The sequence below is a fragment of the Streptosporangium oxazolinicum genome, from assembly GCF_039537505.1.
In the GTDB taxonomy this organism is placed as follows: Bacteria; Actinomycetota; Actinomycetes; order Streptosporangiales; family Streptosporangiaceae; genus Streptosporangium; species Streptosporangium oxazolinicum.
Genome location: NZ_BAABAQ010000002.1, coordinates 333,830 through 349,833 on the forward strand (window position 1 = coordinate 333,830; position 16,004 = coordinate 349,833).

The following is a 16,004-nucleotide window of genomic DNA, read 5'->3' on the forward strand; positions in this document are numbered from 1 at the left end:
GGGGAAGGCGGGTGAACGGGAGAGGCGGATGAGAGGTCCGGTCTCTCGGCGTGGGCGCGGTTCGCCCCCTTCAGGCGCGGGCGGGAGACGGGGCCGAAGTCGCCGCGCGGGTGGCGGGTTGGCGGGTTACGTTGTTGATCTCGACTCGGTCAGACAGATATGTATGAATGTCATTAATCCCGAGGAAAGGTAAGCGGTCTCGGAGAGATATGGCGCGTTCCCCGGCCGCGGAACGCGTCTCAGCCCCCGCCGAAAGTGAGACACGTGTGACGTCCTCGCCTGGCCAGTCCCTAAGCAGCACACAGCTTTCCGACGCCAAGCGAGCGCTATTGGAGAAACGGCTGCGCCGTCGCGCGCCGGATCCGGTGTTCACGATCCCCCGGCGGTCATCGGGGCAGGGGGCGCCGCTGTCGTTCGGGCAGGAGCGGCTGTGGTTCATGGACCAGTTCGCTCCCGGCACCGCCGCGTACACGATCCCGATGACGTTGCGGCTGACGGGACCGCTGGACGTCGCGGCGCTGGAGCGGGCGATCGGGGCGGTGGTGGCCAGGCACGAGAGCCTGCGGACGCGTTTTCCCGCCGACGAGGACGGACGTCCGACGGCGGTGGTGGAGGAGCGGGTCGAGGTTCGGCTGGAGAGGGCGGAGGCGGACGACGAGCGTTCCGCGATACGGCTGGTGAGCGACGCGGCGGCGCTGCCGTTCGACCTGGCGCGGGGGCCGCTGCTGCGGACGCTGCTGGTACGGGTGGGCGGCGGAAACACCGAAAACACCGGGGACGCCGGGCACGCCGGGCACGCCGGGGATCACGTGCTGCTGGTGGCGCTGCACCACATCTGCGGTGACGGCTGGTCCACCGACATCCTGGCCGAGGAGCTGGGTGCCTGTTACGCGGGGACGGAGCTTCCCGAGCCGCCGCTGCAGTACGGGGACTACGCGCTGTGGCAGCGGGAGCGGCCGGTCTCCGAGGCCGGTCTGTCCTACTGGCGGTCGCGGCTGGCCGGGGTGGTGCCGCTGGAGCTTCCCGTGGACGGGCGGCGGCGGGGCGAGCAGACGTTCGCGGGGGCCTCGCACGGTTTCACGCTGGGGCGGGAGCTGGTGGAGGGGCTGACGCGGCTGGCGCGGGAGTCCGGCGCGACCCTGTACATGGTGCTGCTGGCGGCGTACCAGGTGCTGCTGGGCCGGTACGCGCGCCAGGACGACTTCGCGGTCGGTTCCCCGGTGGGCGGGCGCCCCCGGCGGGAGCTGGAGAGCGTGATCGGCATGTTCGTGAACGTGCTGGCGATGCGCGCGGACCTGTCGGGCGACCCGGGGTTCCTGGAGCTGCTGGAGAGGGTCAGGCGGACCACGACGGAGGCGTACGAGCACCAGGAGCTGCCGTTCGAGCAGCTGGTCGGGGAGCTGGGCATCGAGCGGGACGTGAGCAGGTCGCCGGTGTTCCAGGCGGTGTTCGCGCTGCAGAGTTACGGGCGCAGGGAGGGGACGCGCTGGCCCGGGGTCTCGGTGGAGCCGTTCGAGTTCGAGGCCAGGGCGACGCGTTTCGACCTGGAGCTGTTCCTGACCGAGCAGCAGGGCGGGATGGGCGGGTTGTTCGTCTACAACCGCGACCTGTTCGACGCGGCCACGGTCGAGGGGATGGCCGCGCAGCTGGAGACGCTGCTGGGGGCGGTGCTGGCGGCTCCGGCCGCGCGGATCTCGGAGCTGGACGTCCTCCCCGCCGAGGAGCGGGGGCGGGTGCTGGCGTGCGCGGCGGGTCCCGAGGAGCCGTACGCGGACGGGGCGACGCTGGGCGGGATGTTCGAGGCGCAGGTGGCCCGGACGCCTCGGGCGGTGGCGGTGGAGTTCGAGGGGGAGCGCCTGACGTACGCGGAACTGGAGGTGCGGGCCAATCGGCTGGCGCACCGGTTGCGCGGGCTGGGGGTGGGGCCGGGTTCGCTGGTGGCGGTGTGCGCGGAGCGGTCGGTCGAGCTGGTGGTGGCGCTGCTGGGGGTGGTGAAGGCCGGAGGGGCGTACGTGCCGCTGGATCCGGAGTATCCGCCGGAGCGGCTGGCGTTCATGCTGGCCGACGCGGCGGTACCGGTGCTGCTCGCGCAGCGGGCGGTGCTCGACGTGCTCCCGGAGAACGTGTGGGGCGCGGCTCGGGACACGGCCCCCGGCGGGCCGGACGCGGTTTCCGACGGCCCGGTGAACACTCCCCCGGAGGCGGCGAGCGGCGGGGTGGTGACGGTCGTCCTGGACGATCCGCTGGACGGGCCGGGCACGCCCGTGGAGCCGTCGGCGACGTCGGCGGACGCGGCGTACATGATCTACACCTCGGGGTCGACGGGACGGCCCAAAGGGGTGCCCAACACGCACGGAGGCATCCGCAACCGACTGGGCTGGATGCAGCGGGTCTACGGGCTGACCGGCGACGACGTGGTGGTGCAGAAGACCCCGGCGGGTTTCGACGTGTCGGTGTGGGAGTTCTTCTGGCCGCTGGTGACGGGGGCGCGGCTGGTGCTGGCCCGTCCCGGCGGGCACCGGGACGCGGCGTACCTGCGGGATCTGATCGTGGACCGTGGGGTGACGACGGCGCATTTCGTCCCGTCGATGCTCGCGGCGTTCCTGGAGGAGGAGGGCGTCGAGGCGTGCGGGTCGCTGCGCCGGGTGGTGTGCAGCGGCGAGGAGCTGACGGCGCACGTGGCCGAGCGGTTCTTCGGGCGGCTGTCGGGGACGGGGCTGTTCAACCTGTACGGGCCGACGGAGGCGGCGATCGACGTGAGCCTGTGGCGGTGCCGCCCGGGTGACGCGACGGTGCCGATCGGGCACCCGGTGGAGAACACCTCGCTGTACGTACTGGACCGGCATCTGCGGCCGGTGCCCTTCGGGGTTCCCGGTGAGCTGCACATCGGCGGGGCTCAGGTGGCGATGGGTTATCACGCCCGGCCCGGCCTGACGGCGGAGCGGTTCGTGCCCGACCCGTTCGGGGCGTCGGGGGCGCGCCTGTACCGGACGGGTGACCTGGTACGGCTCCGCCGTGACGGCGCGATCGAGTTCCTGGGGCGGATCGACCACCAGGTGAAGATCCGTGGGCAGCGGATCGAGCTGGGCGAGATCGAGGCGGTGCTGCGCGGGCTCGCGGGGGTGCGCGAGGCGGTGGTGACGGTGCGGGAGGACGGCGCGCCGGGCGACAGGCGGCTGGTCGCGTACGTGGTGCCCGTGACGGCGGCGACCGGCGCGGCCGGTGAGGGACCGCCAGGAGCAAAACCGGACGGGACGCGAAAGGACGGGACAGGACCGGACGGGGCGGAACTGGCCGGGGCGCTGAGGAGCGGGATAGGACCGGACGGCGCGGAGCTGGACGGGGCGGAGCTGCGGCGGGCGTTGAAGGTGACGCTGCCCGACCACATGGTGCCGTCGGCGTTCGTGGTGCTGGACGCGCTGCCGCTGAGCCCGAACGGCAAGCTGGACCGGAAGGCGCTGCCCGCCCCGGAGCGGCCGGGCGCCGAGACGGCGGGGCCGGGGGCGGAGCCCCGGACGCCGGTGGAGCGGGCGATCGCCGACATCTGGCGGGAGCTGCTGGGGGTGGCGTCGGTCGGCGCCGACGGTGACTTCTTCGAGCTGGGCGGGCACTCGCTGGTCGCGATCCAGGCGGTGGCGCGGATGCGCAGGGCGCTGCCGGTGGTCGAGGGGCGCGCGGTCGGGGTGATGGACCTGTTCAAGCATCCGACGGTGCGCGAGCTGGCGGCCCTGGTGGAGCGGCCCGCGGGTCCCGCGGGGCCGCGGAGCCTGCTGTACGAGCTGACCAGGCCGGGGCCCGCCCTGATGACGTACGTGTGCATACCGTACGGCGGGGGCAGCCCGCTGATCTTCCAGCCGCTCGCCGACGCGCTGCCGGACGGGTGCTCGCTGCACGCGCTGGCCTTCCCCGGGCACGACCCCGGGTTGCCGGACGAGGAGACCAGGCCGATCGACGAGGTCGCGGACCTGTGTGTGGCCGAGATCCTGGAGAACGTCGAGGGCCCCCTGGCCCTGTACGGCCACTGCGGCATCGGCGGCGCGCTGGTGGTGGAGGTGGCGCGGCGGCTGGAGGAGCGGGGCCGCGCGCTGGAGGCGGTGTACATCGGGGCGATCTTCCCGTTCGCCAGGCCGAGAGGCCGGATCGCGGGGCCGCTGGCGCGGCTGACGCGCTACGACCGGTTACGCGGCGACCGGGTGTACGAGAACCGGATGAAGTCGATGGGCACCGACATCTCGGGGCTGGACGACGAGCAGGTCCGGTTCATGGTGCGCAACCAGCGGCGTGACACCCTGATCGCGGAGGAGATCTTCACGCGGGTGCTGGCGGAGCGGATAGAGCGGCTGCGGGCGCCGGTGGTCTCGGTGGTGGGCGAGCAGGATCCGACGACCGACTACTACCAGGAGCGTTACCGGGAGTGGCACTTCCTGAGTGACACGACGGCACTGGTGATCCTGGACGAGGCGGGTCACTATTTCCTGAAATATCGGGCTGCGGAGCTGTCGGAGATCCTCACCAACACGCACATCGCCATGGGGTACGGCGCGGCGGGCACGCTCGACCGGTCTTCACGGGGACCCGGAGCCGGATGGTGGGTCGAGGAGGTCTCCGTCCGCTCCTCGGATCCGGAGGAACCCACCGGAGCGGAGGGAGCCGCCGGAGCGGGAAAGTCAGGCGCGCCGGAGGAACCCGCCGCCCCGGAGGGTGACGCCGGTCCCGCCTCCGAGGAGCCGTCCGGTCCCCCGGACGCCGGGAGAACCGGCTCCGGGAACGGGAAGGCGACCGCTTCCCCGAGCGGGAAGGCCACCGGCACCGGGAATGGAAGGGTCACCGGCCTCCAGAACGGGAAGGCGACCGGTCCCGCGAACGGGAAGGCCAAAACCAGGACGAGGGCCGGGACGAGAGCGAGGGCCGGGACGGGGGTCAAGGCGCCGCCGCCCAGCCTGCGGCGGTTCCTCGTGGTGGCGGCGTTCCAGCTGGTGTCGATGGTCGGCACCGCGATCACGGACTTCGCGATCCCGGTGTGGATCTATCTGACCACCGGGTCGCTGGTGGACTTCGCCCTGTTCGTGGCGTTGTCGATCATGCCGGGAGTGGTGATCGCGCCGCTGGCGGGAGCGATCGTGGACCGGTCGAGCCGTCGCTCGATGATGATCCTCGGCAACTGCATGGCCGGTGGCACGCAGCTGGTCCTGGGCGCCCTGTTCTGGACGGACACGCTGGAGATCTGGCACATATACCCGCTGACCGCGTGCTTGTCGATCGCGCTGATCTTCCAGCGGCTGGGCTTCACCACCGCGCTCCCCCAGCTCGTCCCCAAGGAGTACATGGGACACGCGGCCGGGGTGGTGCAGATGGTGATCGGCACGGCGCAGTTCGCGGCGCCGCTGGTGGCCGTCGCGCTGCTGTCCACGATCGGCCTGGGCGGCATCCTGGTGGTCGACGTGGCGAGCTTCGCGCTGGTGCTGGGCGCCCTGCTGCTGATCCGCTTCCCGGACACGATGGCGCACTCGCCCAGGGAGCCCCTGTCGAAGGAGATCGCGCAGGGGCTGCGGATGTCGATCGGCAACCGCCACCTGCGGGCAGCGATGATCTACTTCGCGACGCTCAACGTGATGCTCGCGGCGCTGCTGCTGTCGATAACCCCGCTGGTGCTGTCGTTCTCCACGCTGACCGTCGCCGGGCAGATCTCCTTCGTCGGCGGTCTGGGCGGGGCGCTGGGCGGCCTGGTGATCGCGCTGTGGGGCGGGCCGAGGCGGCGGCGGATGCGCGGGGTGATGCTGGCGACGCTGGGACTGTCGGTGTTCGCGGTGATCACCGGGTTGCAACCCACGTCGTGGGTGGTGGGGATCGGGGCGTTCGGCCTGTGGGGTTGCCTCTCGATCGTGAACGGCACCTTCCTCACGATCATCCACACGAAGGTGCCGCAGCGCTTCCACGGCCGCGTGCAGTCGCTCAACCAGATGGTGTCGTGGTCGACGCTGCCGATCGGCATGGCGGTGGTGGCGCCGCTGGGCGAGCGGCTGCTCAACCCGCTGCTGGTTCCCGGTGGCGCGCTGGCGCCGACGGTGGGCTCGGTGATCGGTGTCGGCCAGGGCCGTGGCGTGGCGTTCATGTACATCGTGCTGGGCCTGGGCATCGCGGTGCACGTGCTGATCTCGATGCGCACCCGGGTGCTGTCGCGGTTCGACGACGAGATGCCGGACGCCCCGGCGGACGACCTGGTCGGGGCCCAGATCCTGCGGGAGCGGGCGGGCAACCGGGTGAGCGTGGCCTGGACCGCCCCGGCGTTCGCCAAGGCGATCACGATGCCGCTGCCGCTGGAGCGCGCGAAGGCGGTGCTGCGCACCCCGTACCCGGACGCGGAGGTGCGGGAGGTGGTGCTGCGGACCGGCGGGGAGATCAGCGCGGTGTACGAGGTCAGGTGCGCCGACCGCGAGCTCATCGTGAAGATCTACCCGGACGTGCTGGCGGCGCGGCTGCACAAGGAGGCGCGCGTCTACGAGTTGCTGCGCGGCAGCGGCGCCTCCTGTCCCGAGCTGGTGCACTGGGACGTCTCGCGGCGCGACCTGCCGCACGCGTACGCGGTGATGACGAAGGTGCCCGGCCGGCCGCTGTCGGAGGTCTCCGGCGGGCTGGCGGCCGGGGAGGTCTCCGGCCTGTACCGGGAGATGGGCCGGACGCTGCGGGCGGTGCACGGGGTGCGGGTGGAGCGGTTCGGGCCGATCGACGGGCCGCTGGAGGGTTCCAACGAGGCGTACGTGGGCGGGCAGCTGGACCTGAGGCTGGCGCAGTTCACCGAGTTCGGCGGGGACCCGGGGCTGCACGCGGAGATCTCCGCGTACGTCGGGCGCAACCGCCACCTGCTGGCGCGCTGCGACTCCCCCGTGCTGTGCCACAACGACTTCCACGAGCGCAACGTCATGGTCGCCGAGGGGGACGGGCCGGGGAGCCCGCTGCGGATGACCGGGGTGATCGACATGGAGAACGCGCTGGGCGGCGACCCGCTGATGGACCTGGCGCGGACCGACTACTTCGCGGTCAGGGGTGACGCGGAGCGGCGGCGATACCTGCTCGAGGGGTACGGCGACCTGCCGGACGACTGGGCCGAGCGCCTGGCCTTCTACCGGCTCTGCCACGCCCTGGAGCAGTGGCACTGGCTGGCCACCCTGGGCGAGACGGCCGCCCTGCCCGTGATCGCGGAACAGCTCCGCGAGTGCCTGAAGGAGAAAGTGTAAATGGACGTCTTTCCCGCCTCGTTCGCCCAGGAGCGGATCTGGTTCCTGCACGAGCTCCTGCCCGACCTGGCCGTCTACAACATCGCCGTGTGCTCGGAGGCGACGAGCCTGTGGCCGCTGGATCCCGATCTCCTGGAGCGGGCGCTGGCGGTGCTCGTGGACAGGCACGAGTCGATGCGGACGGCGTTCGAGCTGCGCGACGAGCGGGTCGTGCAGACGATCGCGGACCGGGTGCCGGTCTCGGTGGCGCGGACCGACCTTTCCGAGCTGCCTCCGGAGGCGGCGGCGAAGGAGTTCGAGCGGGTCGCGGCGGAGGAGGCGCGCGGGCCGTTCCGGCTGGAGCACGCCCCGCTCTGGCGGGTGCGGCTGGTGACGCTGGGCGGCGGGGAGTGGCGGCTGCTGATGGTCCTGCACCACACGATCTTCGACGCCTGGTCGTCCGGCGTCCTGTGGCGGGAGCTGGGCGAGGTCTACCGGGCGTTGCGCGAGGGCCGCGAGCCCGAGCTTCCCGAGCTGGCGATCCAGTACGCCGACTACGCGGTCTGGCAGCGCGACCGGCTGGGCGGCGGCGAGCTGGACGGCGACCTGGCCTACTGGCGGGAGCGGCTGCGCGGGAGCGTCCCGCTGGAGCTGCCGTCCGACCGGCCGCGCCCGGCCACGATGAGTTACCTGGGCTCGGTGCTGGACTTCGCCGTGCCGGAGGAGCTCACCGAGCGGGTGGGCGCGCTGGCGAGGCGGCGGGGCACCACGCCGTTCACGGTGCTGCTGACGGCGTTCTCGGTGCTGCTGGCGCGCTGGAGCGGGCGGAGTGACGTCGTGGTGGGCTCCCCCGTCGCCGGGCGGGAGCTGCCGGAGCTGGACCCGCTGATCGGCATGTTCGTCAACACGCTGCCGCTCCGTACCGACCTGGGCGGCGACCCGGCGTTCGGCGAGGCGCTGGACCGGGTCCGCACGACCGTGCTGGAGGCGTTCGACCACCAGAACGTGCCGTTCGCGAAGCTCGTGGAGGCGGTGAGCCCGCCCCGCGACCCCGGCAGGACGCCGCTGTTCCAGGTGGGGTTCAACCAGATCGCGGTGGACGGGCGCGGCCGGTACGGCAACGGCACCTCGAAGGCCGATCTCACCATGGAGCTCCACAATCCGGACGGCACGCTGGAGGGCTGGGTCGAGTACAGCACGGACCTGTTCGACGAGGACACGATCCGCCGCCTGGTGTCGGCGTTCCTGACGCTGCTCGGCGCGGCCGTCGACGACCCGGAGCTGCCGATCTCCCGGCTGCCGCTGATGGACGGGCCGGAGCGGGCCCGGCTGCTCGCCTCCTGGCACGGCCCGGCGGCCTCCTACCCCGAGCGCTGCCTGCACGAGCTGATCGCCGGACGGGCGGAGCGGACGCCGGACGCCCCGGCGGTCGTCTCCTCGGAGGGGACGCTCACCTACGGGCGGCTGGAGGAGCGGGCGGGCGCGCTGGCCCGGCGGCTGCGCGAGCGCGGGGTGGGGGCGGAGACGCCGGTCGCGGTGTGCCTGCCGAGGAGCACCGAGCTGATCGTGGCGCTGCTGGCGGTGCTGAAGACAGGCGGCTGTTACGTGCCGCTGGATCCGGACTACCCGGCGGAGCGGCTGGGGTTCATGCTGGCCGACTCGGGCAGCCCGCTGCTGCTGACCCGCTCGGCGCTGGTGGAGCGGCTGCCGCCGGACCATCCTCCGGCGATCCTGCTGGACGCGCTGCCGCCGGACGAGACGTCCGGGTTCGTCCCCGATCCCGTCTCTCCGGACGCCCCGGCGTACGTGATCTACACGTCGGGGTCGACGGGGGTGCCCAAGGGGGTGGTGGTGCCGCATCGCGGGGTGGTGAACCTGGTCACCGGGCTGGGGTTCACCGAGCGGGAGCGGATGCTGCTGCTCACCTCGCTGTCGTTCGACATCGCGGCGCTGGAGATCTTCGGCCCGCTGACGGCGGGCGGCGCGGTGGTCCTGGCTCCCCCGTACGGCACCGGCGGGCTGGGCGAGCTGGTGGCGGAGGCGGGGGTGACGACGGTGCAGGCGCCGCCGTCGGTGCTGGAGGAGATCCTGGAGCGGCTGCCCGCCGGGCTGCCGCGCGTGTTCAGCGGCGGGGAGCCGCTCCCGGTGTCGCTGGCCGGGCGGATCCACCGGGTCGCCGGTGAGCTGTGGAACCTCTACGGGCCGACGGAGACGACGATCTGGTCACTGGCGCACCGGGTGCCGAAGGGCGCGGAGTCGATGTCGATCGGCATGCCGGTCGCGGGCACCACCGCGTACGTGCTGGACGGGGCGATGGAGCCGGTGCCCTCCGGTGTCGCAGGGGAGCTGTTCCTGGGCGGCGACGGGGTCGCCCGAGGCTACCGGGGGCGGCCGGGGCTGACCGCAGAGCGGTTCGTCCCCGACCCGTTCGGCCGGGGCGGTCGCCTTTACCGGACGGGCGACCTCGTGCGGCGGCTTCCCGACGGCACCCTGGAGTTCCTCGGGCGCGCGGACGACCAGGTGAAGGTGCGGGGGGTGCGGATCGAGCTGGGCGAGGTGGAGGCCGCGCTGGAGGCGCACCCGGGGGTGCGCCGGGCGGTCGCCGCGGTCAGGGACGACGCCCCCGGCGGCCGGGCTCTGGTCGCGTACGTGGACACGGGCACGGGTTCCCAGGGAGGCACGGGCACGGAAACGAGCGCGGGCACGGGCACGGAAACGGGCGCGGGCACGGGCACGGGCGCGGAAACGGGCGCGGGCGCGGAAACGGGCGCGGAGGTGACGGCCGGGGAGCTTCGGGCGTTCCTGGCGTCGCGGCTGCCCGCCACGATGGTGCCGAGTCTCTTCGTCCCGGTGCGGGACTTCCCGAGGCTGCCCAACGGCAAGCTCGACCGCGCTTCGCTGCCCTCGCCCGTCGCGGAGGAGACCTCGGCGGCGCCCGCCGGACCGGCCACGGCGAGCGAGGAGCTGGTGCACGAGATCTGGTGCGAGGTGCTGGGCAGGAACGGCATCGGGGTCGACGACGACTTCTTCGACGTCGGCGGGCACTCGCTGCTCGGCACCAAGGTCGTCGCCAGGATCTGCTCGGCGGTGGGCGTCGACCTGCCGCTCAACGCCCTGTTCACCACGCGTTCGGTCCGCGGGCTGGCGCTGGTGGTGGAGGAGTGCCTGGCCGCGGAGATCGACCGGCTCACGGACGAGGAGGCCGAGCGGATCGCCGGTGAGTACGACCGAAATGACAGCGCGGTGAACTAGAACCGAAATCGGCATTTTGGACGCTTGCTCTTGGTAGCCTCCGGCCACATTGGGTGTCCACAGAGTGAGACGCTTCATGACGTACGGAAGTGGCATGTCACCTTCCGTTCACGGGATCGCCGTGAACAGCGGCGATCCCGGAGCGCCGGGAGGCTCGACGATCTTCCCCTGCGGCCGAAACCGGCATTCCGACATACGTTTAATTTTCAATCCTTGACTGACAGTGACACAAATAATAGGAATGATCTGGCTTATCGCTTGTGAATACTTGACAGGGCATAAACCCTGTTTGGGGCTATGGGGGGTGAATGCTCGAAGCGATGCGAGGGGACTCGTCGTCCGCCTCGTTGCACGGTCCGTCGTCCACTCCACCGGCTTCGCCGACGGCCCCCACCCCCACCGCCCGGACGGCCGGACCGTCCCACCTCGCCCCGGACGCGCTGCTGTGCGACCTCGTCGCCGACCAGGCCGCGCGGACACCCTCCGCCCCGGCGATCCGCCAGTGGGACACCGAACTCACCTACCGCGATCTGATCGACGCCGCCACCGCGCTCTCGCTGCGGTTACGTGCCCTCGGGGTGGGTCCGGAGGACCGGGTCGGGCTCTGCGCCAGGCGCACACCGCTGATGACCGTCGCCGTTCTCGGCATCATGATGGCGGGCGGCGCGTACGTCCCCCTCGATCCGGCGCATCCACGCCGCAGGCTTGACGAGGTGCTCGACGACGCGGGCGTCGCGGTCGTCGTGGCCGACGGTCACGGCCGCGCGCTGCTGGACGGATGCGGGCGCCCGCTGGTCGAGCCGGAAACAGGCGCCGCGACCGCAATCGTGTCCGAAATTACCTCCGGAACCACCATCGTGCCCCCGGCCGGAACCGGACCGGAAAGCGGCGGCGAGACCGTCGCCGGGAGTCCGGCGCTGCCGGGGAACGCCGCCTACGTCCTGTACACGTCCGGGTCGACCGGGCGGCCCAAGGGCGTGGTCGTGAGCCACGCCTCCGCGGTCGCGTTCGCCTCGGCCGCGACGGCCCATTTCGGCCTGGACGGCACGTGCCGGTCGATCGCGTTCTCCGCGCTCGGGTTCGACGTCTCGGTGCTCGACATGCTCGCGCCGCTCACCGTGGGCGGCTGCGTGCAGCTGGTACCCGACGAGGACAGGACCGACCCGGCCCGCCTGCAGCGGTTCCTGGAGGCGCACGACGTCACCTGGGGGTTCATCCCGCCCGCCCTGCTGCCGCTGGTCGACCCGGCCCGGTTGCCGCACCTGCGCGACCTGGTCACGGCCGGGGAGCCACCCGGCCCCGAGCAGGTGGCCCGCTGGTCGGCGCACACCCGCTTCCACAACTGGTACGGCCCCACGGAGACGACCGTCTGCGTGGTCGGCACCGAGCTGTCGGGGACGTGGGAGCGGTCGCTGCCGATCGGGTATCCCCTGCGCGGCTGCCGGGCGCACGTCCTGGACGAGGACATGCGCGAGTGCCCCGTCGGCGTCCCCGGCGAGCTGTACATCGGCGGGCCGCAGGTGAGCCGCGGCTACCTGGGTCTGCCCGGCATGACGGCCGAGAGGTTCGTCCCCGACCCGTTCGAGGCCGTGCCCGGGGCGCGGCTCTACCGCACCGGCGACCACGTCGCCTGGCGGGAGGACGGCCGGATCGCCTTCATGGGGCGGCTGGACCGGCAGGTGAAGATCCAGGGGCAGCGGGTCGAGATCGGCGAGGTCGAGTCGGTGGTGCGGGCCCACCCCGGGGTGACGCAGGCGGTGGTCGACGCCCCCGGCGAGCTGGTCGCCTACGTCGCGCCGCTGGACGCCCCCGGGCTGGCCGCCCTGCGGGAGCACTGCGCGGGACGGCTGCCGGTCTACATGCTGCCCACCCGCGTGGTGCGCGTCCCGGTCCTGCCGCTGAACGCCTCCGGCAAGGTCGACCTCGCCGCCCTGCGCGGCCTCGCCCGGGACACCTTCGGGGTTTCCGGGGAGACGAACGGGGACACCGGCGGGGACACGAACGGGGACGCGGGGCTGGCGGGGATCTGGGCGCGGGTGCTCGACGCCCCTCTCCCGGGTCCCGGCGACGACTTCTTCGAGCGCGGCGGGCACTCGCTGCGGGCGATGCGCCTGGTGTCGGCCGTCAGGGCGGAGCTCGGCCGGGACATCTCGGTCGAGGACGTCTACGCGGCCCGCACCTACGGCGTCCTCTCCTCAGGTGTCGAGAACGCCCCCCTCCGGGACGCCACGCCCGCAAGAGACACCGGAGGCGAGCCCCCGGCGCTGTCGCCCGCGCAGCGGCGCATGTGGTTCGTGGAGCGGCTCGCCCCCGACACCCCCGCGCACAACATCGCGATGGCCGAACGCGTCCGCGGCCCGCTGGACCACGGCGCGCTGCGGAGCGCCCTGGAGTCGGTGGTGGCCGCGCACGAGACGCTGCGCTGGCGGATCACCTCCCGCGACGGCGTACCCCACGTCTCGGTCGTCCCGCCTGGCGAGGTGCCGCTCCCGCTCGACGACCTCTCGGCGCTCCCCCGTCCCGGGACCGCGCTGGGAGCGGTGCTGGAGAGGGAGGCGCGGACGCGGTTCGACCTGGCGCGCGACCCGCTGGTGCGGGCCAGGCTGATCCGGCTGGCCGAGGACGACCACGTGCTCGCGGTGACCGCGCACCACATCGTCTTCGACGGCTGGTCCCAGGACGTCTTCTACCGGGACCTGAGCGCCGCCTACCGCGGTGATCCGCCGGGGCCGGCGGGCGCGTCGTTCGCCGACTACGCGCGCTGGTCGAGGGAGCGTTCCGACGGCGACGGGGTCGACTGGTGGCGCGAGCACCTCAAGGACGCCCCCATGGTGCTCGACCTGCCCAGGGACACCCCTCGCCCACCTGTGCAAACTTTTTTTGGAGCGCTCCGAACAGCCGAGATTGACGGTGAGATCGGAGACCGTGTCAGGAGACTGGCGGTCAGGTTGGGAGTCACCCCGTACCCGGTGCTGCTGGCCGCGTTCGCGCAGCTGCTCTCCAGACTGTCCGGGCAGCGGGACCTGCTCGTCGGCACCCCGTACGCCGACCGGGGGCACGTCGCGTTCGAGTCGCTGATCGGCATGTGCGTGCGGATGCTGCCGCTGCGGCTGCGCCAGGACCCCGGGGCCTCGTTCGAGGAGCACGTGGCCCGCTGCCGCGACGAGCTCGCCGAGGTCGTCTCCCACGGCGACGTGCCGCTGGAGCGCGTCGTGGAGGCGCTGCGCGTCCCGCGCGACCTGGGGCGCAACCCGGTGACGCAGGTGCTGTTCAACATGTACAACTTCGCGGAGCCCAAGCTGGACCTGCCGGGGTGCGTGACCGAGCCGCTGCCCGCCGGGCTGCCGGGCGCGCTGTTCGACCTGACGATGTACGTCAGCGAGCGCGGCGACGGCGGCGACGGATACGCCCTGCAGCTCGTCTACAACCCCGACCTGTTCTCCGCCGCCAGGATGGACGCCCTGCTGGCCGGTTACGCGCACCTGCTGGGCGACCTGCTCGCCGCCCCCGGCGAGGCGGCGCGCATGGCCCGGCTGGCCCCGCAGGAACCGCCCGCCGCGCTACCGGTCTGGGACGGTCCCGGGCCGCTGGACACCCTGCACGGCGACGTCGTGGTGGAGGGCGCGGGGCGGGCCCTCGGGCACGCGGAGCTCACCGCGCTGCGCCACCGTACGACCTCGGCGCTGCGCGCGGCCGGGGTGGAGCCGGGCCAGGCGGTCGCGGTGCTCGCCGCGCGGGTCCCCGAGCTTCCCGGGCTGCTGCTGGGGGTGCTGGCCACCGGGGCCCGCTGGGTGATCCTCGACCCGGCGCACCCGGCGCCGGTGCTGGCCCGCCAGGCCGCCGCCGCGGGGGCCGTGGCGGCGCTGCGCTGCCCGGACGCGCCCTCCCTGGCGGGCCTCCCGGAGATCGCGCTGCCGGAGGGGGACGGCGGAGCGCCGCAGGAGCCGCATCCCGAGCGGGGCTACCTGTCGCTCACCTCGGGGACCACCGGCGACCCCAAGCCGGTGGTGACCGGTGAGGGGCCGCTCGCGCACTTCGTCGCCTGGTACGCGGCGACCTTCGCGGTGACCCCTGCCGATCGCTTCGCCCTGCTGTCGGGCCTGGCGCACGACCCCGCGCTGCGCGACGTGTTCGTGCCGCTCGCCACCGGCGCCCGGCTGTGCGTGCCGGAGCGGGAGCTGCTCCGCGACCCCGTCCGGCTGGTCGCGTGGCTGCGCGAGCACCGCGTCACCGTACTGCACCTGACCCCGCAGCTGGCCAGGATGCTCTGCGGGACCGGCGCGGTGCTGCCCGGGGTGCGGCTGGTGGCGACCGGCGGCGACCGGCTCACCCACGCCGACGCCGTACGGCTGCGCCGCCTGGTCCCGGCCGCCCGCCTGGTGGCCTTCTACGGCACCACCGAGACCCCGCAGGCCCACGCCTGGCACGAGATCCCCGCCGGGGTGCGCGAGAGCGCCGAACCCGTCCCCGCGGGGCGCGGCGTCGAGGGCAGCGAGCTGGTCGTGGTCGGCGAGCACGGCGGCCGGGCCGGGGTGGGCGAGCTGGGCGAGGTGATCGTGCGCAGCGCCAACCTGGCGACCGGCTATCTCGACGCCGGGCTCACCCGGCTCCGCTTCACCGGGGACGCCTTCGCCACCGGCGACCTCGGCCGTCTCAACCCCGACGGGACGGTGACGATCGCCGGTCGGCGCGACGACCAGGTGAAGATCCGCGGCTTCCGGGTGGAGCTGGGCGAGGTGGAGGCGGCGCTGTCCGCCCATCCCGAGGTCCGCGCCGCCGCCGCGGTGGCCGACCGGGACGAGCGGCGCGAGACGGTGCTGCACGCCTACGCGGTGCCGCGCAGGCCGGGGCTGGCCGCGCCGCGGCTCCTCGACCACCTGCGCGCGACGCTGCCCGAGCACGCGGTGCCCGCCGAGGTGATCGTGGTTCCCGCGCTGCCGCTCACCCCCAACGGCAAGGTCGACCGCGCCGCGCTGCGCCGCCCCGCGTCCCGGCCGGGAGGCGAGGCGGGCGGGGAGGTGTCCGGCCCGACCGAACGGGCCGTGGCCGAGGTGTGGCGGGCCGTGCTCGGCGTGCCGCGGGTGGGCGCGACCGACAACTTCTTCGAGATCGGCGGCCACTCGCTGGCGATCGCCGCCGTCCAGGCCCGCCTGGGCTCGGCCCTTGGCCGGGAGATCCCCATCGTGGACCTGTTCCGCCACCCGACCATCCGCGCCCTGGCCGCGCATCTCGACGGTGGAGGCCCCACTCCCGGCCTCGACCGCGCCGCACGACGGCTCGCCGTGCGGCGAGACCGCCTCAAGGACCGCTCAAGGAAACCGAGCTGACAACCGCTCTCCCGTACCCGACGACCCCGAACCGACGTCCGCACCCCTCGGCCCCCGAGGCCGAACCGGCACCCGTCCACCCCCTCCCATCGGAAACCGACCCGGCGCCCCGACCGGCGACCGCCCGACCCGCCCACACCGCGAACCGAACCCGCGACCGCACGATCCCCCGTACCGCGAACCGTGAACCGAACCGGCGACCCAGCAGACC

At 73.2% G+C, this 16,004-nt stretch carries 3 protein-coding genes; all 3 read left to right on the forward strand.

The window, feature by feature from the left end; all coding sequences use genetic code 11:
- Window positions 1-365 precede the first annotated feature (365 nt).
- Window positions 366-7,235 carry an amino acid adenylation domain-containing protein gene (locus tag ABD817_RS06635; protein ID WP_344916057.1) on the forward strand — a complete coding sequence of 2,290 codons (6,870 nt, stop codon included), beginning with the start codon at window positions 366-368 and terminating at the stop codon, window positions 7,233-7,235.
- Complete coding sequence (locus tag ABD817_RS06640) at window positions 7,236-10,466, forward strand: non-ribosomal peptide synthetase (RefSeq protein WP_344916059.1); 3,231 nt, start codon at window positions 7,236-7,238, stop codon at window positions 10,464-10,466.
- Window positions 10,467-10,774: 308 nt separating this feature from the next.
- Window positions 10,775-15,793: an amino acid adenylation domain-containing protein gene (locus ABD817_RS06645; protein ID WP_344916061.1), complete on the forward strand. Its 5,019-nt coding sequence runs from the start codon at window positions 10,775-10,777 to the stop codon at window positions 15,791-15,793.
- Window positions 15,794-16,004 lie beyond the last annotated feature (211 nt).

What these genes read in the sequence shown, in the direction of transcription:
- ABD817_RS06645 (WP_344916061.1), top strand. Translation starts at nt 10,775, where the DNA reads ATGCTCGAAGCGATGCGAGGGGACTCGTCGTCCGCCTCGTTGCACGGT.
- ABD817_RS06640 (WP_344916059.1), top strand. Translation starts at nt 7,236, where the DNA reads ATGGACGTCTTTCCCGCCTCGTTCGCCCAGGAGCGGATCTGGTTCCTG.